Below are 23478 nucleotides of genomic sequence, written 5' to 3' on the forward strand. Positions count from 1 at the left end.
CTCCGAGCTGGGCACGACCGTCTCGCATTCGGCCTCAGCGCATCCTCGCTGCCATCTGCCTTGCCTGCGCCTGTGCTCTCGCCGTCTGGATGCTCACGCCGAGCAGTGCGGGAACGGCGATCGTCGTCGCGAAGTCGGACCTGGCGCCTGGAACCGAGCTCACGGCACAGGACCTCACGCTCACTCAGTTCCCTCCCGATCTGGTTCCCGACAAGGCGTTCAGGTCGGTTGATGAGGTGACGGGTCGGGCCACCTCGGCGGGGCTGTCGAAGGGGTCACCGCTGACCTCGTCGATCGTCCTCGACCAGCAGGCGCTGCCGAAGGGCAGCCGTGATCTGCTCATGCCGATCCGCTTGGCCGATGATGCCTCGGCGGCGCTTCTCCAACCGGGGCAGAAGATCCGTCTCTTCTCATCCCTCCCAGACGGAGGGTCTGAAGTCGTGGTCGAAAAGGTGACGATCGCCCGCCTTGTCGACAAACCCGAAGGAATAGCTTCGGAGTCAGGACAACTTGTATCCGTGATCCTCTCCGCAGCGGATGCCGAGCATGTCGCCGAATTCGCCGGACTTCCGATCAGCTTTGCGATCCTCCCTCAATAACCTCTCTGCCAACGGCGGGTCATCAGACCAGCTGAACGGCTGTGGGCGGAGATTCTTGCGCTCACAGAGCCTGCTTTCTACATTGCTTTTCGGCACTGCGGATCATCAATACCATGGTCAGACTCGCAGAACATTTCTGCTGACAATGTGGTAGCCATGTGTACTATTGGAACGTAATTGAACAATTCGATAACAGCATTTCAGTGAACACACACCGAAAGGGTCTCTCTAATGCTTAAGGGATTCAGAGACTTCATTCTCCAGGGGAATGTCGTCGAACTGGCAACAGCGGTCATCATCGGCGGCGCATTCACCGCCATCGTCACCGCCTTCTCCGACAAGATCATCAACCCGCTCATCGCCGCCGTCGGTGGCGCTGAGGGCCCGGCCCTGCAGATCCCGCTCAAGGAAGGTGTCCCTGAGGCAACCCTTGATATCGGTGCAGTCATCACTGCGGCCATCAACTTCCTCATCGTTGCCGCCATCGTCTACTTCATCATCATCGTGCCGATGAACAAGCTCAATGAGCTGCGCAAGCGCGGAGTTCCCGAGGAAGAAGTTCCTCCGACCACCGAGGATCTGCTCGGCGACATCCGCGAAATCCTGCGCAACCAGACCGCTTCGGCTGCTGGTCCTGCTCAGGGTCCCGCTACCGACGGACCAGTCGATCCGAATCAGCCTCCGCGGCACTGATCTTCAGCCGATCGCACAGAAGGCCCGCTCTCATCTGAGAGCGGGCCTTCTTCGTATCTCGAACCCGTCGAGCGCTGGGAACAGCTGGATCAGCAGCTGCAACAAGATATGTCGGATTCTCGAACCGGGGCGGGTCCTATGACCAGTGCGGGGGTTTCTGAGAACGGTAGTAGTCTTCGCTGAAGCCACCGCCACCGATCTCGGCTTCATTGCGCAGAGTGGCGCGGTATCGACGTTTCGCCGCTTCGATCCGGGCTTTCCGAGCCTCCTCGGACTCGTCGGCGCCTTGCGCCGGTCCGTCTGGATCAGTGCCAGGCTCGCCAGTACTGGGCTTGCCGGCCCCTCCCTCGTCAGGACCGACCGCCTCGCGGTCCTGGTCGGCATCCTCGGCGTCGGACGGCCGCTCAGGCATCGTCGTTCTTCGACCCCGACTTCGCCGAGGCGGTCCCGCCCGACTCGGTCTCAGCCGAATCCGTGTCGACCGTAGATTCCGTCCCGGCCGAACCATTGACAGCCGAATCCGTGCCGGCCGTGGAATCCGTGCCTGCCGAACCCGCGCCAATCGAGTCCTCACCGACTGAAACGGCGGTGCCCGAGTCCTCACCGACCGCGTCGGCGCCGGCGGAGTCGTCGTCCGCCTCGGCGACCTGATCGTTGCTTGCGGTCTGGACGAGGCCGGCGGACCGGAGCTCATCGGCGCGGATCTTGCCGGTGTCGAAGGTCGGAAGGATGTCGTCTTCGACTGGCCCGGCGGAGTTAGACCGTGGGATGAACACCTCGGAGCCCGTGACCTTCTTCGCCTGTGCATGGCGTTCGCGGTAACGGTCCACGGCCGCCTGCAGCTGGGAATCGCCCCGGCTCGAACTGCCCTTCTGCGCCAGCGCGGTGCGCAGCAGATCCTTGATCTCACCATCGCCGCGCACCACCGCATCCGACTGGATCCAGTCGATCATCTGGTCGAGGCCTTCGGCAGAGTACTTGTGCATCGGCAGACCGGGCACGAGCTTCGGGCGGCTGCCGGTGCGACCGACGACCACGGAGGCGGCACGCGCCGCGTTGAGCACGGCCTGAGGGCTCATCGTCTCCACGGTGGCGCGCCAGGCTTCGAAGATCTTCTCGGTCTCGGTCTGCGGGTCGACGAACGCATCCGTCGACCATACGCGCATGAACTTCCAACCACGACGGCTCAGCTGTTCGGGCAGCACCCGATCGCGCTGGCGCAGGCTGCGCATGGACGCGTATTCGGGTCCGTCGCCGGCGACGGCGATGATCATTCCGTGCTCGTCCTCGGTCGAGTTCGCCACGGCCAGATCGATGCCGTTGTAATGCTCGTGGGCGACGACGCCGAGCTGCAGCAGTCGGTCGGCGATGTCGCCCATCAGCGGATCGTAGATCTCACCGTGCGGTCCGGGCTGGTGGACTCCCCCGGTCGCGACCTCTTCGAGCAGGCGCGGCAGCATGACCGCTCCCCCGTTGAGTTTGCTCCGGTCGAAGTCCTCGGCCTCGATGCTCGAGACCAGGGTCAGCCGCTTCCGGGCCCGCGTCATCGTGGCGGCGAGAATACGGCGCCCGTCCGGGCCGGACAGCGGACCGAAATCGTGGATGACGCGACCGTGGACGGTGCGGCCAAAGCCGAGGGTGAAGATCACGGCGTCGCGCGACATGCCCTGGACGCGTTCGGCGTCGGTGACGACGAACGGCTCCTTCGACGAATCGCTGAAGAACGCGGCCACATACGGCAGATCCTTCATCGCCCGCGAGATCGCGGTGGCCACCCGCTGAGCGTGATGCGGGGTGAGCGTGACGACGGCCAGCGACTCCCGCGACCGGTTCCGCGCGTGCTTGAGCACCAAGTCGACGACCCGTTTGACCTCGGCGTCGGGGCTTTCGACCCGACCGGTGCCGATGTCCGTGGGGCCTCTGCCGTCGGCGACATAGGAGAATTCGAGACCGCTGCCCTCACCCGTGTGGGCGGTCGGCAGCGTCGAGATCGTCGAATCGTAGAAGTGCCGGTTGGCCAGGTCGATGAGCCCGACCGGGGACAGCCGGTAGGAGTTCGACAGCCGCATCCGCGGCAGGAACTCGCCGAGGCGGTCCTGCACCGATCGCGGATGTTTCCCGTCGTCCATGCCGAAGCGATCGACGGCGATCGAGAACGGGCGCGGACCGAGCAGTCGCGAGTCGCCGAGCGAGATGACCTGCCGGGCGCGGGTGATGCCGGGAACGACATCGGCGACCGAAAGTCGTCCGGCATCGGCGATGACGACCGCGTCGAAGAGCGGCAGGGCCGAGAAGAGTTCGGGCACCGTGTACGGGCTGCCCATCCACACAGGGGCCAGAGTCGTCAGCAGTTCGGGGGCCTGAGTGGAGATCCGCTTCGTCGAGGTGTGCTTCGACAGAAGCTCCTGTTTGATCACCCCGGCGGCAATCGGGTCGGAGTCGATTCCGCGCTTCCATGCCTGCGCGTGGTTGTAACGCAGGCGGGAGGCACCGGCGGCGACGAAGGCGCGATCGTTCTCGCGGAAGCCTTCGGCGACCTGGTGGAGAGCGGCACCGTCGTGACGGCCGATCGCCGGATCTTCGCCGGCCATGGTCTGCAGCACGGAGGCCCAATAGGCGAGGTCGAATTCGGGGCCGACGAGTGATTCGTCGACCTTGCGGCGACGCAGGTCGGCCATGAGGTCGCCGAGGCCCTCACCGTCGAGTTCACGCTGCAGGCGGGAGCGTTCGGGCAGTTCGGCGAGGTTCTCGGAGTCGCTGCCCATCGCTTCGGTGCGTGCCTGGAGTTCCTCGATGAGCATCGATCCGAGGTCACCGCCGTCCGGGGTGGTCTCGAGGATCGGCTTGAGCTTGGCGATGTCGGCTTCGACGCTCTGGAGGATCTCGTCGGATTCGAGGACGCCGCGCGGAATCTGCGGGCGGCCGTCGTGTCCGGCAAGGTCCGCGAGGATAACGCGCTGGGCGCGGACGTCGATGAGGGCGTCGTGGAGGTCGGTCACCTCGGCGCCGGGGCGGAGGAATTCCGCGGCCGACTTCTTCAGGCGACGGCGCTGCATCATGCCCATCTCGACTCCGACATCGGCCCGGTACTCGGGTGTGCCGGTGGCGGCGATGAGGTCGTCGAGTCGGTGGTCGTAGATGTCGGGCGCGAAATTGTCGAGTGTCTTGCGCACGCGCAGGAGCACGCGGATGGCGCGGGACCAATCGTCGATATTGCGACGCGGGTTGAGCTTCGCCTTCTGCAGCACCGGTTCGGTCGCAGAGACGAGGTCGGGGATCATCCGACCGATGCGCTCGGCCACCGTGCGTGCAGCTTCGGCTTCCTCGACGGATTTGAGGTCGGCCCCGAACCAGACGGTGTCTTCGACATCGAGGGTGAAGGCGCCGAGTCGAGCGAGTTCGCCGAGCTTGCCGCGCAGGATGTTCCGGCGGTCTTCGCTGGCGCCGAGGATGTCGTCATCGAAGCGCACCGGAGTCTGCGGGGAGTTGTCGCCGGAGGTGAGTTCGGCGAGGTGCTGCATGGTTTCGTAGACAGAGACGTCCCACGGCTTGCGCCTGCGGTGCAGGGACGAGACGTGATCGGCCAGGGTCGCGCGCTGTTCGTTGAGTTCGGTCAGCAGGCGGGAGAGGTCCGGGCGTTCGGATTTCTCTGCCGAAGCGATGAGACCGATGAGCTGCTTGCGGATGTCTTCCGAGCCGGCCCGGGTGTCGACGGCGAAGTCGGAGAGTCCCACCTCGCCGAGACGTGCGGAGAAATCGTCGAGGGCATCGGAGGTCTGCGCAAGGAAGAGCACGCTCTTGCCGGTGTGTGCCAGGGTGGTGGCCACTGCGACGGCGACCTGGGTGGCGCCGGTTCCGGGCGGGGTGTCAACGACGACGGAGTGACCGGACACGGCGGCGTCGACGACGGCCTGCTGGTCACCGTCGACATCGATGACGAGGAATTCTTCCTGCGGCTTCCGGTCGGGAAGCGGCGTGATCGGTTCCTGGAGAGCAGCGGGAACGACGTCGTCACCGTCGGCTTCAGCCGCGGGTGCTGTCTTCTCAGACGTGGTCGCCGATCCGGCTTCGGCATCGGTCGACGTCTTCTCGTCGTCGGTGGTCGTCTCGACGACGGACTCGGCGGCAGTGACCGGCTCTGCGGCATCGAGTGGTTCGTCGGTGATCGGCACGGTCGGCTGACCGTAGTCCTCATCGGCATCGGCATCCGCTGCATCAGCGGAACCGGCAGCTGCCTTCGACGAAGCATTCTCGGCCGCAGGCTTCTCGGACGCAGCCTTCTCATCGGTCTTCTCGCCGCTGGTTGCCGACTCATCAGCGGACTCAGCAGCATCCTCGGCGGGGTCGCCTTCTGCCGTTTCCGCAGTCTTCGTCTCAGCTCCGGACTTCGCTGCGTCCGCGGAGGTCGCTTCCGGCGCTGACCTTTCATCGCCTGCGGGTTCGGTGTCCTTGTCTGCGGATTCGGCGGCGGCGACACCGGCGACTCTCTTAGCTTCAGCACGCTTCTGCTCGGCTTCGGCTTTCTCTGCCGCTGCGATCTTCTCATCCGGGAGCACTCCCGGCTGCGGAACATAGGAAGGACCGCCGAGCGAGGCGCGCACGTCTTCGTCGCCGGCCAACGCCCGCAGCACAGGGTGCTGGGTGGGCAGGTAGTCGGTCGAGAACGGGCGCGCGATATTCGCGAACGTCGAGATGATCAGGCGGTGATTGATCCGCAGGCCGGGTACGCTCTGCCCCAGATCGCGCAGACGGTCGAGAGCCGGACCCGGGTCGAAGCCGTGCGGGCCGCCGGTTGAGTCGACCCATTCGTCGACAGGCACGTCGAGGTCGTATTCCTCACGGAGGTGCTGGACGAGTGCCGGGTTGATCGTGATCTCGTTGTCGAGCACGATCTCGTAGTCTTCGACGCGGGATCCGCGAGGCACCAGCGTGATGTGGCGCATGACGACGGGGGCGTTGAACTTGAACTTCGAATCCTTCTCCGTCCACGAGGCGAAACCGATCGCCAGGTGGGCGGTGCGGATGCCGCGTTCATTGTCGAGCTGCTCGGCCTTCGACCGGATGGATTTCGCTCGACGGCGCGCATCGGCGAGGATGTCGTGGTCGCGGATCAGGCTGGAGAGTCGGGTGGCGCGACCGGCCAGCAGCTGTGCCAGGCCGGAGGGGTGGGCGCCGGAGAGGTCGATGCTGCCGTCACGGGAGTCCCGGAAATGAAGCATGGTGTCGCGACCGCCCAGATGGGCAGCCTGCCTTTTCCACTCGGCGAAGACATCTCCGAGTTCTGGGAACTGTTCGTCTCTAACGGAATCCGACACAATTCGACCCTAACGAGAAACTGTCCATAATAGGTGCTGGCACACCGTGGAACAGTGAGGTTTCTTCTACGCTACACTGGGTGATCGTGGTTGAGGACGACCACCTGGCCCCCGTAGCTCAGGGGATAGAGCACCGCTCTCCTAAAGCGGGTGTCGGCAGTTCGAATCTGCCCGGGGGCGCCAGAACCACTTATCCGAGCAAGATCCACTTGCCGACGTCGCACCGACCCACCATCACCGAGGCGGCCGATCGATTCGATCGGCCGCCTCGGTGATGGTCTTCCGGCCCGAAGGAATGATTCGAGCCGTGGGCCCGGGAGTCCCGGGCTCAGTCGGGGTCTAGAGCCCTGGTTCCGCCGGAGCCTCGTTCTGCTTGCGGCGACCGTGATCTCGGGCGACGCGGACGACCATCGTCGGGCACTGCGAGTACGGCAGCACCGACTGCGACGTCGAACCGAGCAGCAGACCGGCGAATCCGCCGCGTCCGCGCGAACCGATGACGAGCACTTCGGCCGTGTCAGAGGCTCTGACGAGCACCTCAGCAGGCTGACCGTCGAAGAGCGTCCAGGTGACGTCGAGGTCCGGGAACTCCTCGGCCAGGCGCTGCTTGGCGACGACGAGCTTGTCCGCTCCCTCGTTGACGAGCCGCTCGAGATCGGCGGTGCTCGGCAGCCATTCGGGTCCGATGACCGTCGTGGTGATCACGGCGACGATGTGCAGCGGTGAACCACGGCGCACGGCCAATCGGGCCGCCTTCCACAGCGCCGGGGAGTCCGCACCGAGTGAGTCGACGCCGACGACGACCTTGCCGTCGAAGCGCAGACCTTCGATCGACTCGGCATTGGGATCAGGGGTTTCGACTTCGACACCGTCCTGTCGGATCGGCCGTGATGAGGTCGGGTGCGCGGGACGCTCGGCCTGGTTGTCCCAGCACGCGGGGACGACGACCGTCGGGCATGCGGAGTGCGCCGGCAGAGCACTCGACACCGTTCCGAGGAGGCGACCGGCGAAGCCGCCGCGACCGCGGGATCCGACGACGGTGAGGCTGCCGGACTTCGATTCGTCGATGAGCACGCCGGCGGCGTCACCGATTTCGATGACGGCTTCGACGGGGACTCCGGCCGCTTTGACCTCGGCAGCTGCTTCCTTGAGCGTGTTCGTCACGGCCGCGCGGATCGAGCTGTCGTCGATCGGCACATAGGACACGTCGATGGCGGCGGCTGCCACGCTCGGGATCGTGTAGGCGCCGACCAGGCGGATCGGACGGTCCAGGGAGCGCGCTTCTTGGATTGCCCAGGCCAGGGCGTTGCGGCTCGGCGGCGAACCGTCGATTCCGACGATGACGGCTTCGGCCTCACCGGCCGGGGCCGGGTCGGCGTTCTGGGGGCGATCCTGCTCACTCATGGCAAGCTCCTCGGGTCGAAGAGAACTTCTGTTTCGTCCACCCTAAATCACATTGCCGGTGAGAACTTCACCTATGTCACATCGTTATCCGAATTGCACCAACATTCGGACAACACCGTCCCCTATCTGGGACGATGCCGAATCTCGGCCGTGGAAACCGGAGTCCGGAACCGCCTCGGCGATCAGGCGGCGCTGGAGTATTCGAGGAACGGGCGCCACTTCTCGACGGGCTTGTCGATCCCGCGCATCCACAGTTGTCCCAGACGGGGCTCCTGCGGGAGGAAGCTGAGCTTCCATCCGAGTTCGCTGAGGGTGCGGCTGCCTTTGCGGTTGTTGCATTCGCGGCAGCAGGCGACGAGGTTCTCCCAGGTGTTCGCTCCCCCGCGAGAGCGTGGGACGACGTGGTCGACGGTGTACGCCGGCTTGGAGCAGTAGGCGCAGCGGTGTCCGTCCCGGCGCAGGACTCCCCGACGGGAGAGCGAGACGCGGCGGTTGCTCGGCGGGCGCACATAGCGGGTGAGCAGGATGACGGAGGGCTGATCGAGACTCATGTGCTCGGATCTCACCGGAATGTCCTCTGCGGCCAGGACTGTCGCCTTCCCGGTCAGCACGAGCACCACGGCCCGTGTGAACGGAACGATCGACAGCGGTTCGTAACCGGCGTTCAGCACGAGAGTCTTCATATCTCGCCCCTCATCTTCTTCTCTTCTGGGCCGAAACCGGCTGCCCCGGCCCCAGGGAACACAAAAGGCGCCGTGCTCATGGGCACGACGCCTGGGAAAGAGGGCACGGAGACAGATATGTACTCCGCACCAGAGACTGGAGCGGCTATTCGAATTATTCGACTATGCCCCATCTGCTTCCCTTCGAATCAGAGGTCGACGCCACCTGGCGCCAACCGTTCATGGAACTCAATCCTCTCCAGAGTAACGCCGCGCGCGCCCGTGACCCAATTCATACGGCTCGCGTCATGGAAACTTCGGCTTGCGTTCACCGAATCAGGTATCCGCGGGCGGACGCGCGGGTGGGGTGGGCCGCATCGGCGAGGTTACGGGGCCGCCAGGCACTGTCGAGGGCCGCCACGATACTTTCGGGCCTACAAAAAGCTCCCCGTGCGACTCGAGGACCGTCGAGTCGTGCGGGGAGCTTTTCGGTGAAGAAGATCAGAGAACGCGGATGAAGGTGACGTCGCCCATCCAGCTGTAGCTGCGCTTCGAGGTTCCGGATCCGGGCGATCCGGCGTCGTACATCTGTCCGCCACCGGCGTAGATGCCGACGTGGCCGGGGTGCCAGACGAGGTCACCGGGCTTGGCTTCGGACTGCGAGACGACCTGGCCTGCGGCCTTCTGAGCACCGGAGGTGCGGGGCAGGCTCACGCCGACATGGTCGTAGACCCACGAGGTGTAGCCGGAGCAGTCCCAGCCGCTCTGACTGGTGCCGCCGTAGACATAGGGAGTGCCGACGCCCTTGGCTGCCCAGGCGAGGACCTGCTCGGCCTTGGATCCGTCGATGGATCCCGAGTCCTTGGAGTCGGACTCACCCGAGTCGGACGATCCGCTGTTGGCGGTGTCATCGGAGGTTCCGGCCGGCTCGTCGGAGTCAGCGGAGGAGGTTTCGGCCGGCTCAGGCCTGGGCTCGGGCTTCGGAGCAGCCTCAGCAGTGATGGTCTGGTTCTCGACGCTGAAGGAGTCGGACTTCTTGTCGTCCTTCTTGCTGTTCGAGTCGTCGCCGATGGTGACGGTCTGGTTCTCGAAGTCGACCTTCTGGGTGGTCTCGGCTTCTGCGGAGACCTTGCTCTGGTCGTCGGCTCCCTGGCCGGCGGCCGGCATCACTGCGGCGGTCAGCAGACCACCGCTGGCAGCCACAACTGCTGCACGACGGCCGAAGACGCCCGAGTTGGCGTTCAGAAGTTCAGTGAGTTCGGTCAGTGGAGTCTTGACCTTGGCATCGGCGGCGCGGCGGCCATGCTGCTTAGTTGCCACGTTTTCCCTCTCGTTCCTATTGGCAACTCTGTGCCAACCGCCGCTATCGGTCCTTGGTATCTCACAGCGAGCGCGGCGCTCGGATCTCGTTGTGAAGTCGTCTTTTCGTGAACGACCTCAATAACTGTAACCAATCGGTGACTGATTGTCACGTTTTTGTCACAACCACCGGAGGGAAACCGTGATGTTTTCCATAAAGACCCAGGTCAGAGGCTCAGAATGGCTTGAAATCTTCGTAACATTTTCTCGTTATACGACGTGACCCAGGGGGTGGACAGCCACTCCCTGGGTCAGAGATCACAGCGATTTGTAACGAATCGGGGTTCAGGCACCCGCTCTTTCGTTACCGCTGCTCGGCCTTGCCGTTACCAAGCCATAGCCCCGCCGTTATCGAGCCACAGCCGGTTCGTTACTGAGCGGAGACTCTTCGTCGTGACCGAGCGGAGACTTCTGCGCGTCTCAGGCTCGATAAGCGAAGACGTGCGAGGCGGTCTCGATCGGCAGATCGAGCACGTCCTGTGCGCCGGGCACCTGCACGGTGATGTATTCGCCGTTGCGCGAGATCTCGACGTCGCTGCCCGGCAGGACGCCGGCGACCTGGAACTGCTGAAGCAGATGGATATCGACCTGCAGCGGTTCGGCCAGCCAGGCGATCGTCAGCTTCTTCGCGCCGTCCCGGCCGACTGCCGTGGCGAGGTCGATGACGTCGGCGGTCTTCGAGGCTTCGCCGCCGATGACGTCGAGTCCGGGGATCGGGTTGCCGTAGGGCCCGGTGGAGGTTTCGGAGAGCAGCGTCACGAGCTTGCGTTCGACCTGCTCGCTCATCACGTGCTCCCAGCGGCAGGCTTCGTCGTGGACGAGTTCCCATTCGAGTCCGACGACATCGGAGAGGAGACGCTCGGCAAGACGATGCTTGCGCATCACGTCGGTGGCGATCCGTCGGCCCTCCGGAGTGAGCTCGAGATGGCGGTCGTTGCCGACGTGGAGCAGTCCGTCGCGCTCCATCCGCGCCACCGTCTGTGACACGGTGGGGCCGGAGTGATCCAGGCGCTCGGCGATGCGGGCACGCAATGGCACGATCGACTGTTCCTCGAGTTCGATGATCGATTTGAGGTACATCTCGGTTGTATCAATGAGGTCGTTCACTTCTGACCAGCCACTCCACTCTTCGTCTTCAGGTCGTTTCGACCGTTACAGGCGTTGTCACCATTTCGGGTCGTTCCGACCCTGCCCCGCCCCGCACAGGCGAACCCGTTCGCGGCCGTTGCGATCTGCCCCAATCCTATCGTGCGTTCAGCAATTCCCGTGATTCGAGGATTCGCCCCGTCCCGGAGGAGACCTCGGTCAGCGCCCGACGGCTCGACCGGGGTGTGCATCTGCCCGCTCGGGAGGAATTCGCACCGCCCGGCTCAGCCCGCGTTCGTGTAGGTCGTCTTGTGCACTGTGAAGAACTCGCGTGCCGCCCGAGCCTGTTCGCGGGGACCATAGCTCGACCCTTTCCGTCCGCCGAAGGACACGTGATAGTCCACTCCTGCCGTCGGAGCATTGACCATGACCATCCCGGAATCGGCGTAACGCTTGAAGTGGGTCGAATATTTCAGGGAGGTCGTGAAGATGCCCGCGGACAGTCCGAACTCGGTGTCATTGGCCACGGCCAACGCTTCGTCGTAGTCGGCGACCTCGATCACCGAGGCGACCGGCCCGAAGACCTCTTTGACGTTGATTGTGTCGCCCGGTTTCGTGCCCGTGATGAGTGCGGGGGCGAGGAAGTACCCGTCCGTGTCCGAGTCGATGAGCTCACCGCCGGTGACCTCCCCGCCTTCGGTTCGGGCCTTGGCGATGTAATCGAGGTCCTGGTCAAGCTGGGTCCGGGAGACCACGGGTCCGATGGCGACGCCCTCGGCGCGGGCGTCTCCGACGGTCAGCGCCGCCATCTTCTCCTTGAGCAGCGCGACGAATTCGTCGTGGACATCGGAGGTGACGATGAGGCGGGAGGACGCGGTGCAGCGCTGGCCGGTGGAGAAGAAGGCTCCGTTGATCGCGGCCTCGGCGGCCGCTTCGAGGTCGGCGTCGCCGAGCACGACGAGCGGATTCTTCCCGCCCATTTCGCACTGCACTCTGATCTGGTGGGCCGCAGCCGATGCGATGACGGACCGTCCGACGGCGACGGATCCGGTGAAGGTCACGGCGTCGACCTTCGCCGAGGTGGTCAGTGCGTCCCCGACCACGGAGCCCGGCCCCATGACGAGGTTGAGGACCCCATCGGGCAGTCCCGCCTCGGCGAGGATATCGACCAGTGCGTACGCACTGGCGGGGACGAGTTCGGCAGGTTTGAACACGATCGTGTTGCCGAAGGCCAGAGCCGGGGCGATCTTCCAGGCCGGGATGGCGATCGGAAAGTTCCACGGGGTGATGATGCCGATGACGCCGATGGGCTCGTGCGTCATCTCGGCGATGAGCCCGGGGCGGACCGAGTCGACGACCTCACCGGTGTTGCGGATGGTCTCGCCGGCGAAGAACTTGAAGATCTGGGAGGCGCGCAGCACCTCGCCCTTGGCTTCGGCGAGCTGTTTGCCCTCTTCCCGGGCGAGCAGATCGCCGAGTTCGTCGGCGCGTTCGGCGATGAGGCTGCCGGCCTTGTCGAGGATCGCGAATCGGTGCTGTGAGCCGAGGTCCACCCAGGCCGGGGCGGCAGCGCGGGCGGCATCGATCGCCGAGGCGACCGTGGCGGCATCCGCGCGGGCGTAGCGGCCGATCACATCGGAAGGATCGGACGGGTTCGTATTCGTCGACCGATCATCGCTGGGCTCCCGTGCGCCGCCGATGAGGTTGTCGAACACTGCGTCAGGTCCGTACTGGATACTGGAAGTGGTCATGGGTGCTCCTTTGCATCGTCTGCGCCCGGATGCGGCGCGCATGTTGTGACCATTCTGCTGGGTGGCCGGCACCCTGTGCTGATTCGTTCTGCAACACGGAAGGTCAGTGCCCTGGCGCAGAACCTCAGGAGTGGGGCAGTGCCTCAGGGGTAGAGGCGGACGACCCCCCAGGCAGAGGCATCGTCGAGGTCGGCCGTTTCGTGGCTGCCGTCGGCGCGGCGGAAAACCCAGCGGTCGTGGAACCGGTTCTGCTGGCCCTGCCAGAATTCGATCTCGAAGACGCGCACGCGGAACCCGCCCCAATGATCGGGCCGCGGCACGTCCCGACCCTCGAATTCGGCGGCTGCGGCATCGTATTCGCTCTGCATCTGCTCCCGGCTGGTCACCGGTTGGGATTGCTTGGACACGGTCGCCCCGATCTGCGATCCACGGGGGCGCACGGCGAAGTACGCGTCCGAGTCCTCGGGGGCGGCCGCCTCGGCGAGGCCGCGGATGCGGACCTGTCGTTCCATGTCCTGCCAGGGGAAGTTCACGGCGATGCGGGGGTCGGCCTGCAGCTGGCGGCCCTTCGCGGAGTCGTAGTCGGTGAAGAAGAGGAGTCCGCGTTCGTCGAGGCCTTTGAGCAGGACGATCCGCGAGCTCGGGCCCCACTCGTCCAGGGTCGAGACGGTCATCGCATTCGGTTCGCGGACATGCTCGGCCGCCTCGTCGTACCACTGGCGCAGCAGGTCCAGGGGTGCGGTGTCCGGATGTTCGAAGACGGCAGAATCATAGGACTTCCGGGTCTGCGGGAGGCGATCGACGGGCTCACTCATGCCTTCACTCTACGACGCGGCACGGACGTAGAGAATGTGAGAGACGGGTTTCGGTGTGGCCCAGGCACTGACTGCCCCACCCAGGTGGTGTCTTTCTCGTGATCAGTCCATTGGGAACTCTGTCACCTACCGAAGAGAACCAGCCGGTGGGGACATGACCTCATAGGAGCGTGACTCCGTAGCAGCGGAGTCTCGTCTACGTCCTGTCTGCCCGACCGACTGGCCCTCGCCCCACCAGTCCAATGGAAGAAGCAGACACCCTCATGACAGCACCAGGACCGAATGTGTACGCCGGCATCGACACTCATCAGAACACAAACCACGTCGGCATCAGCAACGAAGTCGGCAAGAAACTCGGTGACAAAGAATTCCCCACCACGAGCACCGGCTACAAAGCACTATTGGACTTCGTCCTCGGCTTCGGGACGATCATTGCTATCGGCATCGAAGGCACCGCCTCCTAGGGTGCTGGGATCACCGCCTACCTGCGCACCCAGAGAGTGCTCGTCAAGGAAGTCATCCGACCGAACCGGCAGACCCGTCGCGGTGGGAAGTCCGACCCCATCGACGCCTGCTCAGCTGCCAAGACCGTCGCCGCCGACACTGATGACCTCCCAGTCCCGAAGCTCCTCGGCGAAGAGCATCGGCCCGATCTCCGCCGCGAAGCTACTCGTCACCGCGGGAGAGAACCCGGAACGGATCACGTCGAAGGCCGCGTTCGCGGCCCTGTGTGGGCCCAGTCCACTGCAGGCATCGTCAGGGAAAACGAATCGCCACAGACTCAACCGGGGCGGTGACAGGCAGGCCAACAGCGCGCTGTGCGACATCGCGAAGTCCAGAATGAGCTATGACCGACGCACGAAGGAATATGTGGCTCGTCGGACAGCAGAGGGGAAGTCCAAGAAAGAGATCATGCGTTGCCTGAAACGGTACGTCGCCGACGAGGTGTATTCGCTGATCACCAATCCACCGGCCGTGCCGTCCATCGACGATCTCAGGCCATTTCGGAAGTCGTTGAAGATGACGCTCAAGACCGCAGCTGAGCATTTCAGTACCTGGGAGACTACGATCTCACGACTCGAGCGCGGGCTGACTCGTAATGACGAACTCGCTGATGAGTACCGCAAATATCTACTCGAAGCCGCTTGACACCTATAGGCGCATCACGAGTCAGCCGCGTGCTTCCGTCACATGACGGACCGGTCCCGGACGCCGATAGGGCCCGCCGTAGAATATCGAGCGTGACTGCGACGAATATTGAGATCCCGAACGACCTTCTGCCCGCCGACGGACGCTTCGGCTCCGGCCCGGCCCGCATCCGCCCCGCCCAGATCGAGGCGCTGACCTCGGCCGCGACCGAGGTGCTCGGCACCAGCCACCGCCAGGCGCCGGTGAAGAACCTCGTCGGCCGCATCCGCTCCGGACTGGCCGAGCTGTTCAGCCTGCCCGAGGGCTACGAAGTGGTGCTCGGCAACGGCGGGTCCACCGTGTTCTGGGACGTCGCGGCCTTCGGCCTCGTCCGCGAGCGGGCCGCGCACGCGACCTTCGGCGAGTTCGGTCAGAAGTTCGCGAAGGCCACCGACACTGCCCCGCATCTGGCTTCCTCCCTTATCCTCAATGCCGAACCGGGCACGGCTGCGATCCCCACTCCGGAGGCCCTGGCTGCCGCTGGTCTCGTCTCCTCCCCCGCCGGGGCGACCACCGGCGCTTCCGCCGCCGACGTCTTCGCATGGCCCCACAATGAGACGTCGACCGGCGTCGCCACCCAGATCACACGTCCGGCCGGGATCGCCGAGGATGCCCTCGTTGTCATCGACGCTACCTCCGGTGCCGGCGGGCTGGCTGTCGACATCGCCGAGACCGACGTCTATTACTTCGCCCCGCAGAAGAACATGGGCTCCGACGGCGGCCTGTGGGTGGCGATTATGTCGCCGCGCGCGATCGCCCGCGCGCAGGAGATCAAGGACTCAGGGCGCTGGATCCCGACCTCGCTCGATCTGGTCACCGCGATCGAGAACTCGGCCAAGGACCAGACCTACAACACCCCGGCCGTGGCGACCCTGCTGCTGCTCGCCGAACAGATCGAGTGGATCAACGGCAACGGCGGCCTGTCGTGGGCGGCCGAGCGGACCGCGGAGTCCTCCGGGCTCGTCTACGACTGGGTTGAATCCGCCGAGGCGGCACACCCCTATGTCGCCGAGCCGGCCGACCGCTCATCGGTCGTCGCCACCGTCGACTTCGATGAGTCGGTCGACGCGGCGGCCGTGGCCAAGGTGCTGCGAGCCAATGGCGTCGTCGACGTCGAGCCCTACCGCAAGCTCGGCCGCAATCAGCTGCGCATCGCGACCTTCGTCTCCGTCGACCCCGACGATGTGCGGGCCCTGCTGGCCTGCATCGACTTCGTCATCGACGCACTCAAGTAACGCGACCGACATGCCTGCACACACCGTCGACAGTTCCGCCCGCGTCGGCATCATCGGCAGCGGAATCGCCGGGGCCAGTGTTGCCTTCGGCCTCGCCTCCCGCGGGGTCGACGTCACCATCGTCGACGATGCCATGGCCGGGCAGGCGACAGCTGCCAGCGCGGGGATCATCGCACCGTGGGTGTCGACGAGCACCGGTGCCTACTACGAGACGTACGCGGCGGGAGGGAACTTCTATCCGGCGTTCCTCGAGGCGCTGCGTACACTCGGCATCCCCGACCTCGGCTATCGCAGGTCCGGTGCCCTCGTCGTCAACAACGACCCGGGGACCCTCGCCGAGGCGGCTGCGACCATCCGTTCTCGTGTCGCGCCCGCGGGGACCGTCGCGGGCGAGGTCCATGACCTCGATGCTGCGGAGCTTCGCGAGATCTTTCCGCCGATCGCTCCGGACATGACCGGACTCCTCATCACCGGAGGCGGCCGTGTCGACGGCCGGGTTCTGCGCGATGCGATCCTCACCGGAGCGCGCCTGCATGGCGCCAGAACGGTCAAAGATTCTGCACAGAATGTCACCACATCGAGCGCGGGCACATGGTCGGTACGCACCACCTCGGCGACGGAGGACTTCGACGCCCTCGTCATCGCAGGTGGGGCGCGGAGTGCCGAGCTCCTCGGACGGCTCGGCCACGCTGTGGGGATCGTCCCTCAACGTGGTCAGCTGCTCCATCTGGAGCTGCGCGGAGTCAACACATCGCCGTGGCCGACGATTCACCCTCTCGACCATCACTACATCACACCCTTCGACGGAGGCCGCATCGTCGCAGGCGCCACCAGGGAGGACGGGGTCGGCTTCGACGTCCGCGCCACTGCCGCCGGAACGCAGCAGGTCCTCGACGACGCGCTGCGGATCGCCCCGGGCCTCGCACAGGCTGCCGTTCTCGAGACCCGCGTCGGAGTGCGCCCCATGTCGACGCGCGAGGGGGCACTCCCGTACGCGGGTGCGGTGCAGGGCGCGGACGGACTGTGGCTGGCTTCGGGATTCGGCGCCGGCGGACTCACGATGGGCCCACTCATCGGCGATGGTGTGGCCAGACTGATCCTCGGCGAAGAGGCACCGGAGATCGCCCACCTGGCTCCGTGAGCGGTGCTCTGCCGGTGATAGTGAAGGGTCCCAGCTGCCCTCAGCCGAAGAAGTGGATGAGCACGCCGATGCCGAAGGTGATGGCGGCGAGCATGGCGAGGATGAACTCGATGGCAGCGCCGAGGCCGATCGCCTTGATCGATTCCCAGCTGGAGTTCCACGCCGTCTTCCCGTCCTTGAGGCGGGCATACTCGGCGAGGTAGAGGCCGCCGACGAAGCCGATGGGCAGGCCGAGCACGGGGATGACGAAGAAGCCGATGATGGCGAGCACCCCGCCCAGCAGCACGGAGGAGTTCGGCACCTGCATGGACTTGAGTTTGCGACCGGTGAGCACGAGTGAGGCGCTCATTCCGGCCGCGACGAACACCGCGACGATGGCGAAGATGATCCACGCGGCCGGTCCGCCGATGATGATCGCCCAGATGAGCACCGCGATGGCGATGAGGATCGACCCGGGCAGCACCGGCACGATGATGCCCAGGCAGCCGACGAGGATCGCCAGGCCCACGAGCGCCGAGGTGATGATGTCAGTTGTCACAGTCCGTCCGTTTCCTTTGGGCGACCCTCGAATCCCTCGCCGAGGCGGTCGACCGAAATTCTATGACACGAACCTCCGGGTCCGCCGAGTGCGGACCCATTCCGAGCACCGCCGTCCACACAGACCTGACCCTGCCGAACGCCTCCCAGCGGACAAGCTGCCCGCCAGGCCTCGTCAGTGCCCGGTGCCGCCCGGTGGTCGGCCCTGATAGCTCATGTGCAGACGGATCCGCGACTTCGGATCCCGGTGGAGGCGCAGATCCTTGGCCGTGATCATCCACAGCAGCCCCACCGCGAAGGCGATGATCCCCGAGGCGGCTCCGACGACCAGCGCCATCCGCGGTCCGAAGGCATCGGCGACCCATCCGGCCAGGGGTGCCCCGATCGGGGTGCCGCCCATGACGACGGCCGCGTAGATCGCCATCACCCGGCCACGGTAGTTCGGGGCCGTGGTCGTCTGCACATAGGCGTTCGCCGAGGTCATCATCGTCAGTGAAGCGAAGCCGACGAACATCAGCGAGGCGGCGAAGAGATAGTAGTTCGGCATCAGCGATGCCACTCCGACGGCCACGCCGAATCCGCCGGCGGCTCCGAAGATGAACCGCAGCCGGGGCTTCTCCCGCCTGGCCGAGGCGAGCGCGCCGGTCACGGACCCGATGGCCATGACGGAGTTGAGCAGGCCGAAGCCGCTGGCGTCCTTGCCGAACTCGATCTTCGCCATCGTCGCCGTGTAGATGTTGAAGTTGAATCCGAAGGTCGCGACGATGAAGAGCACGACGAGTACGACCGTGATGTCCGGGCGCCTGCGCAGGTATCTGAGTCCTCCGAGGACTCCGCCCGTGCCGCGCCGTCCGGAGGGATGCAGCTGCGACTTGTCGAGGCGGATGAGCACCGTGAGCGTCGCCGCGGAGCCGAGGCCGCTGATGAGGAACACGGGGCCGGGGCCGATGACCGCGGTGAGCACACCGGCGACGGCTGGGCCGATCATGCGGGCGCCGTTGAAGGACGCCGAGTTGAGGCTGACCGCATTCGGCAGCAGCTTCTCACCGACGAGTTCGGAGACGAAGGCCTGCCGGGCCGGGTTGTCCAGGGTGGTGAGCATGCCGAGCGTGAACGCGAGCACGTAGACGTGCCAGAGGACGATGACGTCGGTGATGGTGAGGACGAAGAGGACGAGTCCGATGACTCCCAGCAGCGCCTGGGTGACCATGAGCAGCCGCCGTTTGTCGAACTTGTCGACGAGGTTGCCCGCGAACGGGAACATGATCAGCTGCGGTCCCAGCTGCAGAGCCATGGTGAGGCCCAACGCCGAAGCGTTGTTGTCCGTGAGCATGGTCAGGACGATCCAGTCCTGCGCCGTGCGCTGCATCCATGTCCCGGTGTTGGAGATCAGGGCACCGGCGAACCAGTGCCGGTAGTTCGGCTCCGACAGCGACCGGAACATCTGGGACATCGAGTGTGTCAGCCCTCCTGGAACTCGAGTTCGCCGGAGTAGTCGTCGACGACGGCTTCAGCGGGTTCGTGATCGGGCTTGCGCACGTCCGTCTCCGAGTGCGCCCCGCAGCCGGATTGGAGTCCGACCACGCGACCGTCGAACGGTGACCACGCATTGGCGCAGACACCGAACTTCTGTCGCAGCGATCCGGCGATCGGCATGAGGTAGCCGCAGCTGCCGCAGTTCGCCGATGCCCGGGAGGCGAATTCGCCGTCGGGTCCGGCGTCCGAATCGGCCCAGCGGCTGGCCGCGGCGCTCAGCCCGTCGGAGGAGAGCACGCGTTCACGACCGACACCGAACTCGAAGTTCGCGATCTGGTCGACGTTCTCAGCCGAGTTGTCCTCGGTCTGTTGGAAGCCCGGCTGCAGGTTCGGGTCCTGGTCGAGCTTCGGCAGGGTGTCACGCGGACCCATGTCACCGGGTTCGAGTCGTTCCTCCCACGGCACCCATTCGGGGGCGACGAGGGCGTCGGGTCCGGGCAGCAGCGCGGTTTCGCAGACCGTGACCTTCTTCGCGCGCGGGGCGCGGGCGAGCACGGCCACCCACCGCCAACCGCGGTAGGTCGGGTCGGTGCACACGAAGTAGTGAGTGACCAGGCGGGTCGCCTCGGCCACCGTTCCCAGGTGTTCGCCGACGACGGCAGTGCCGGCCACCTCGGTGATGGCGGTGCGGGCGATGTCGATCGCCGCCGCCAGCTGGGTGTCGAGGACGACCTTCTCCGTGCTCGACCGGCCACGGCCGGTCTTCGATTCCTTCGCCGAGGCGGTCGTGCCGGAATCCTCAGCGACCGCACTTGCAGCGGCGGTCGTTTCACCCGCGGCGGCGGGCGCGTCAACGCCCGGGGTCGCCTCGGTGGTCTGTTCGGCGTCGCTCTCGGCGGGCGCGGCGGTCTGCCGGGCCAGCCAATCACTGAACAGTGATGACATCAGGACTCCAAATCGTCGGCAATCGCCCGCAGCAGGCTGGCGACCTTGTTCCCATGGGTGGGGTCCGGATAACGGCCGTGCTGCAGTCCGTTGTTGAGGTCATCCAATACTTTGATGACATCTTCAACCATAACTGCCATGTCCACGGCCGGACGTCGGCGGGCCTTGGCAACCTTGGCCGGAGTGTTCAGGGGGCGGGCCTTGAGCACCTGCGCTCCGCGGCGGGAATCGACGACATCGTATTCGAGTCGGGTGCCCTTGGTGACTTCGAGTCCTTCGGGCAGCACGGAGGAATGGAGGAAGGCCTGTGAGCCGTCCTCGGCGATGACGAAGCCGAAGCCCTTGTCGGCATCGAACCATTTCACGCGTCCGGTGGGCATGATGTCCTTTCTGTCTGGTCGTACCCGCGGTGGCGGGCTGATCGTACGGTGCCCGCTGCTGCGGGCGGTATTGTGCGTGGGGCCGAGCGCCGTCGTGGTCGCGCGGCCATGCAATCCTGGATCTCGTTCATCCGGGTAGGCCGTGAACACCGTGGGCGGGGTTGAACTCACTATCGGTGGCGGGAGATCACGGGCACGTGCGTGCTGGGGTGGTCGGCCGCCTCGGCGAGGTGGGGATCCGCACCGCTTGGATCACGCTGTGCGGGAGTGGCTCATGCCAGTCCCCGAACCTGCGAAGGTGAGGCATGAGTGGTGGTTTCAGCGGTGGCCCACCCCGGTCTGTCTGCGTCGGATGGCGGCTCGGATCATGGCCACGCAGGCGAGGATGACGGCAATGGGCACGAGGATCATGGGCAGGTAGGTCAGCAGCGGACTGGGCGTCAGTCCCATCCAGGCCTGGCCGAGGACGCCGATGAGGCCGAGCGCCCCGATGGCTGCGGCGGCAACCGCGGCGACGACGATGGTCGTGTCGACTCGAGTGGCTGACAATGCGCGTCCTTCCGACTGATCTCTGATCCTGTTCTGCCCCTCCATTGTACCCCTCGCGATAGACTGATCTGCGATGTCAATGACCTTCAGCCAGTGGCTGTCCCACAGTGCAGATGCCGACTTCGAGTCCTTCGTCCGGACCCGACGCGACCTCCTCCAACCCGAGTCCCCGACGATGGCGGCCCTGGCCGCGGCCGCGTCCTCACGCATCGGGGTCTCCCGCGGCATCGAAGCCCTCGATGCGCAGACGCTCGAGGTCTTCATCTCTTTGGCCAAGGCGGCCCGGACGACGCCGGAGATCGAGATCACGGGCATTCCGCACATCGACCCCTCCCTCGCCGAGGCGGCACTCCCCCGCCTGCGCGACCTCGGCCTGGCGTGGCCGGCAGATGAGAGCACAGGCGGTGCCGGGACTGCTGGGAATAGCGGGTCTGGCGGGGCTGGTGAGGCTGGGACTGCTGGAGCTGCGGTTGCGGGCGTGTGGAAGATCCAGTCGGAAGCCATCACCCTGCTGCCGACTTCGGCGGCCGAATCCGCCCGGGCCTACCCGTGGCAGATCGACGGGTCCGCGATCGATTCGTCCACGGCCACGATCGGCCAGCCGCTCATCCACAACAGCGAACAGGCCGCCGTGGCCGAGGTGATCTCGTCCCTGCGCGGACTCGTCGATGAACTCGCCGCATCCCCGGTCTCCCGGCTGACCAGCGGCGGCATCTCGAAACGGGATGTCTCCCGCCTCGCCCGCAGCCTCGAGCTCAATCTCGAGCAGACGATCACCCTGCTGCTGGCAGCGAAGTCGCTGCACCTCATCGGGGTCCTCGACGATGCCCTCGATCCGCAATGGACGGCCGCCGATGACGCCGATTCCGCCCTCGCCGGAGACCGTGCCGAACTGTGGGCGGCACTGGTCGGGGCCTGGCTGCGCGAACTGCTCGATGTCACTCAGCTGGCGGCAGGCGCGAGCGAGAACGAACGCCTCACCGTGCTCGCCGCCCCGAAGAAGTCCCTGTTCAAGGGGTACGGGCTGTCGGTGCCGGCAATGCCGCTGCTACGCTTCGCCGTGCTCTCGGTGCTCCACGACATCGGTCTGGGATCGGCACGGTCGGCCGGATGGATCCACGCCGAGGTGCTCCGACGCCACCCGCTGCTGCCGGCACACGAGTTCGCGATGACCGAGGCCGTTCTCCACACCTGCGTCACCTTCGGCCTGGCGACGACACCGCTGCAGCAGCCGGATCATTTCGGGCCGAGCCGGTTCGGCCTCCGCCTGGCCGCCGGATTGGATCGGGCGATGGCCGAGCACGCCAAACAGGACCCCTCGATCCTGCCCCTGGGTGTGTCAGTCGAAGCCCTGACCGTGCCCGGGGACGTCATCGCCGCGGTCACCGAGGGGCTCGGCGCCGAAGTCGACACCGTGCTCATCCAGTCCGATCTCACCGCCGTGGCCACCGGCCCGATCGAACCGCGGGTCCACCAAATTCTGCGCAAGTATGCGGTCGTCGAGGCTCGTGGTCAGGGCACCGTCTATCGCATCGACGCAGAGACCATCGAGGACACGATGCAGGCCGGTCTCACTCCGGAGGAGGCCTTGGCCGAGCTCGCCGAGATCAGTGCCGAAGAGCTGCCGTCGACGCTGGAGTTCCTCGTGCAGAACACGGCGTCGAAGCTGCGCCGGGTGCGGGTGGCAGGGGCTCGGGCGGTGCTCATCGTCGACGATCCGGTCGACCTCGATGTCATTCTCTCCGATCAGGCGATGATGCCGGCCGGACTCGAACGCCTGGCCCCGACGGTCGCGATCGCCCAACTCGGACCGGAGCGGACGATGCATCTGCTCGAAGCCGGGGATCATCATGCTCTGTTGCATTCGGCGGCCGGACCCGTGCGCAAGCGTCGGGTGATCACGGAATCGGAACCCGAGGTCAGCGTCAGGCGACGTCCGCGGGTCAGTGACGGCCACCTCGGCGAGTACATGCGGATCCTGCGTTCGGCACCGGCCGCGGCGGCCGCGCAGGTGAGCACGGATGAGCCCTTGGGGCATATGGACCGGCTGCGGGAGGCCGCGGAGGCGAAGCAGCGCGTGCTCATCCGGATCGCCGATTCGCAGGGCAAGGAGCGGACGATCGAGATGCTGCCGGCCACCCTCAACGCCGGCCGCGTCCGCGGAGTGGTGACGACCACCGGAGCCGAGGCCTCCCTGGCCGTCGCCCGCATCGTCTCCGTAACCCCCTCCCCCTAATTGCTACCTGACGGCGTCCCAGCAACCTGGCGCCAGGTATCTGGGCCCCCGTCAGGTAGCTCGGAGCGGGAACAATCGGGGTGATGGACGTGTTGTGTCCTCTGGTG

The 23478-nt window shown here is 65.7% G+C and carries 19 protein-coding genes, 1 tRNA gene and 1 pseudogene; 8 read left to right on the plus strand and 13 right to left on the minus strand.

What is annotated here, in order from left to right; translation table 11 throughout:
* Positions 1-89 precede the first annotated feature (89 nt).
* Both GUY30_RS14420 and mscL read left to right on the plus strand, forming a co-directional pair.
* A complete protein-coding gene (locus GUY30_RS14420; RefSeq protein ID WP_228281388.1) occupies positions 90-599 on the plus strand; it encodes an SAF domain-containing protein in 510 nt (169 codons plus the stop codon).
* Between the two features lie 231 nt (positions 600-830).
* A complete protein-coding gene (mscL, locus tag GUY30_RS14425; RefSeq protein ID WP_167199012.1) occupies positions 831-1292 on the plus strand; it encodes a large conductance mechanosensitive channel protein MscL in 462 nt (153 codons plus the stop codon).
* 136 nt (positions 1293-1428) lie between these two features.
* Here mscL and GUY30_RS14430 read toward each other — a convergent pair whose 3' ends face one another.
* Both GUY30_RS14430 and GUY30_RS14435 read right to left on the minus strand, forming a co-directional pair.
* The gene (locus tag GUY30_RS14430) at positions 1429-1704 is read right to left on the minus strand and encodes a hypothetical protein (protein ID WP_167199015.1); all 276 of its coding nucleotides are present in this window, start codon (positions 1702-1704) and stop codon (positions 1429-1431) included.
* On the minus strand, positions 1697-6607 hold the full coding sequence (locus GUY30_RS14435; protein WP_228281390.1) for a PDDEXK-like endonuclease domain-containing protein: 4911 nt from the start codon (positions 6605-6607) through the stop codon (positions 1697-1699). The genes GUY30_RS14430 and GUY30_RS14435 overlap by 8 nt, the downstream gene beginning before the upstream one ends.
* 107 nt (positions 6608-6714) lie before the next feature.
* Between GUY30_RS14435 and GUY30_RS14440 the strand changes: the two genes are divergently transcribed.
* Positions 6715-6790 (plus strand) — tRNA-Arg (locus GUY30_RS14440).
* Between the two features lie 156 nt (positions 6791-6946).
* Here GUY30_RS14440 and GUY30_RS14445 read toward each other — a convergent pair.
* The 6 genes from GUY30_RS14445 to pdxH all read right to left on the minus strand — a co-directional run bounded on the left by GUY30_RS14445 (position 6947) and on the right by pdxH (position 13684).
* Positions 6947-8011, minus strand: a complete 1065-nt coding sequence (locus GUY30_RS14445) for a universal stress protein (RefSeq protein WP_167199018.1) — start codon at positions 8009-8011, stop codon at positions 6947-6949.
* Between the two features lie 182 nt (positions 8012-8193).
* Positions 8194-8694, minus strand: a complete 501-nt coding sequence (locus tag GUY30_RS14450; RefSeq protein WP_167199021.1) for an HNH endonuclease — start codon at positions 8692-8694, stop codon at positions 8194-8196.
* A gap of 480 nt (positions 8695-9174) precedes the next feature.
* Entirely contained in the window at positions 9175-9993 is an 819-nt protein-coding gene (locus GUY30_RS14455; RefSeq protein WP_167199024.1) for a C40 family peptidase, read from the minus strand.
* A gap of 459 nt (positions 9994-10452) precedes the next feature.
* Positions 10453-11139, minus strand: a complete 687-nt coding sequence (locus GUY30_RS14460; protein WP_167199027.1) for an iron-dependent transcriptional repressor DtxR — start codon at positions 11137-11139, stop codon at positions 10453-10455.
* Positions 11140-11402: 263 nt separating this feature from the next.
* Positions 11403-12869 carry an aldehyde dehydrogenase family protein gene (locus tag GUY30_RS14465; RefSeq protein WP_167199030.1) on the minus strand — a complete coding sequence of 489 codons (1467 nt, stop codon included), beginning with the start codon at positions 12867-12869 and terminating at the stop codon, positions 11403-11405.
* A gap of 143 nt (positions 12870-13012) precedes the next feature.
* Positions 13013-13684 (minus strand): pyridoxamine 5'-phosphate oxidase, encoded by a 672-nt coding sequence (pdxH, locus tag GUY30_RS14470; RefSeq protein ID WP_167199033.1) that lies wholly within the window; start codon positions 13682-13684, stop codon positions 13013-13015.
* 263 nt (positions 13685-13947) lie between these two features.
* Between pdxH and GUY30_RS17960 the strand changes: the two genes are divergently transcribed.
* The 4 genes and pseudogenes from GUY30_RS17960 (at position 13948) to GUY30_RS14485 (ending at position 17248) form a co-directional block, all read left to right on the plus strand.
* A complete protein-coding gene (locus GUY30_RS17960; RefSeq protein WP_228281392.1) occupies positions 13948-14148 on the plus strand; it encodes a hypothetical protein in 201 nt (66 codons plus the stop codon).
* A gap of 175 nt (positions 14149-14323) precedes the next feature.
* A pseudogene (locus tag GUY30_RS17965) lies at positions 14324-14647 on the plus strand (transposase); the annotation flags it as partial.
* 278 nt (positions 14648-14925) lie between these two features.
* Positions 14926-16107: a phosphoserine transaminase gene (gene serC, locus GUY30_RS14480; protein ID WP_167199036.1), complete on the plus strand. Its 1182-nt coding sequence runs from the start codon at positions 14926-14928 to the stop codon at positions 16105-16107.
* Positions 16108-16117: 10 nt separating this feature from the next.
* Entirely contained in the window at positions 16118-17248 is a 1131-nt protein-coding gene (locus tag GUY30_RS14485; protein WP_167199039.1) for an NAD(P)/FAD-dependent oxidoreductase, read from the plus strand.
* A gap of 40 nt (positions 17249-17288) precedes the next feature.
* Here the strand turns inward: GUY30_RS14485 and GUY30_RS14490 are convergent, their stop codons facing one another.
* From GUY30_RS14490 to GUY30_RS14510, 5 genes are all read right to left on the minus strand, one after another.
* Positions 17289-17786, minus strand: a complete 498-nt coding sequence (locus GUY30_RS14490; RefSeq protein ID WP_101554599.1) for a DUF456 domain-containing protein — start codon at positions 17784-17786, stop codon at positions 17289-17291.
* 174 nt (positions 17787-17960) lie between these two features.
* Positions 17961-19238, minus strand: a complete 1278-nt coding sequence (locus GUY30_RS14495) for an MFS transporter (RefSeq protein ID WP_167199042.1) — start codon at positions 19236-19238, stop codon at positions 17961-17963.
* Positions 19239-19246: 8 nt separating this feature from the next.
* Positions 19247-20206 (minus strand): DUF3027 domain-containing protein, encoded by a 960-nt coding sequence (locus GUY30_RS14500; protein ID WP_167199044.1) that lies wholly within the window; start codon positions 20204-20206, stop codon positions 19247-19249.
* On the minus strand, positions 20206-20586 hold the full coding sequence (locus GUY30_RS14505; protein ID WP_167199047.1) for a cold-shock protein: 381 nt from the start codon (positions 20584-20586) through the stop codon (positions 20206-20208). Before GUY30_RS14505 ends, GUY30_RS14500 begins: the two co-directional genes overlap by 1 nt.
* A 318-nt stretch (positions 20587-20904) precedes the next feature.
* Positions 20905-21135 (minus strand): hypothetical protein, encoded by a 231-nt coding sequence (locus GUY30_RS14510; RefSeq protein WP_101543627.1) that lies wholly within the window; start codon positions 21133-21135, stop codon positions 20905-20907.
* Positions 21136-21214: 79 nt separating this feature from the next.
* Here GUY30_RS14510 and GUY30_RS14515 point away from each other — a divergent pair, with 79 nt between their 5' ends.
* Positions 21215-23371 (plus strand): helicase-associated domain-containing protein, encoded by a 2157-nt coding sequence (locus GUY30_RS14515; protein ID WP_228281393.1) that lies wholly within the window; start codon positions 21215-21217, stop codon positions 23369-23371.
* Positions 23372-23478: the final 107 nt, after the last annotated feature.

Source organism: Brevibacterium pigmentatum, from assembly GCF_011617465.1.
Taxonomy (GTDB): Bacteria; Actinomycetota; Actinomycetes; order Actinomycetales; family Brevibacteriaceae; genus Brevibacterium; species Brevibacterium pigmentatum.

What these genes read in the sequence shown, in the direction of transcription:
- GUY30_RS14420 (WP_228281388.1), top strand. Translation starts at nt 90, where the DNA reads ATGCTCACGCCGAGCAGTGCGGGAACGGCGATCGTCGTCGCGAAGTCG.
- mscL (WP_167199012.1), top strand. Translation starts at nt 831, where the DNA reads ATGCTTAAGGGATTCAGAGACTTCATTCTCCAGGGGAATGTCGTCGAA.
- GUY30_RS14430 (WP_167199015.1), bottom strand. Translation starts at nt 1,704, where the DNA reads ATGCCTGAGCGGCCGTCCGACGCCGAGGATGCCGACCAGGACCGCGAG.
- GUY30_RS14445 (WP_167199018.1), bottom strand. Translation starts at nt 8,011, where the DNA reads ATGAGTGAGCAGGATCGCCCCCAGAACGCCGACCCGGCCCCGGCCGGT.
- GUY30_RS14450 (WP_167199021.1), bottom strand. Translation starts at nt 8,694, where the DNA reads ATGAAGACTCTCGTGCTGAACGCCGGTTACGAACCGCTGTCGATCGTT.
- GUY30_RS14465 (WP_167199030.1), bottom strand. Translation starts at nt 12,869, where the DNA reads ATGACCACTTCCAGTATCCAGTACGGACCTGACGCAGTGTTCGACAAC.
- pdxH (WP_167199033.1), bottom strand. Translation starts at nt 13,684, where the DNA reads ATGAGTGAGCCCGTCGATCGCCTCCCGCAGACCCGGAAGTCCTATGAT.
- GUY30_RS17960 (WP_228281392.1), top strand. Translation starts at nt 13,948, where the DNA reads ATGACAGCACCAGGACCGAATGTGTACGCCGGCATCGACACTCATCAG.
- GUY30_RS14485 (WP_167199039.1), top strand. Translation starts at nt 16,118, where the DNA reads ATGCCTGCACACACCGTCGACAGTTCCGCCCGCGTCGGCATCATCGGC.
- GUY30_RS14495 (WP_167199042.1), bottom strand. Translation starts at nt 19,238, where the DNA reads ATGTCCCAGATGTTCCGGTCGCTGTCGGAGCCGAACTACCGGCACTGG.
- GUY30_RS14500 (WP_167199044.1), bottom strand. Translation starts at nt 20,206, where the DNA reads ATGTCATCACTGTTCAGTGATTGGCTGGCCCGGCAGACCGCCGCGCCC.
- GUY30_RS14505 (WP_167199047.1), bottom strand. Translation starts at nt 20,586, where the DNA reads ATGCCCACCGGACGCGTGAAATGGTTCGATGCCGACAAGGGCTTCGGC.
- GUY30_RS14515 (WP_228281393.1), top strand. Translation starts at nt 21,215, where the DNA reads ATGACCTTCAGCCAGTGGCTGTCCCACAGTGCAGATGCCGACTTCGAG.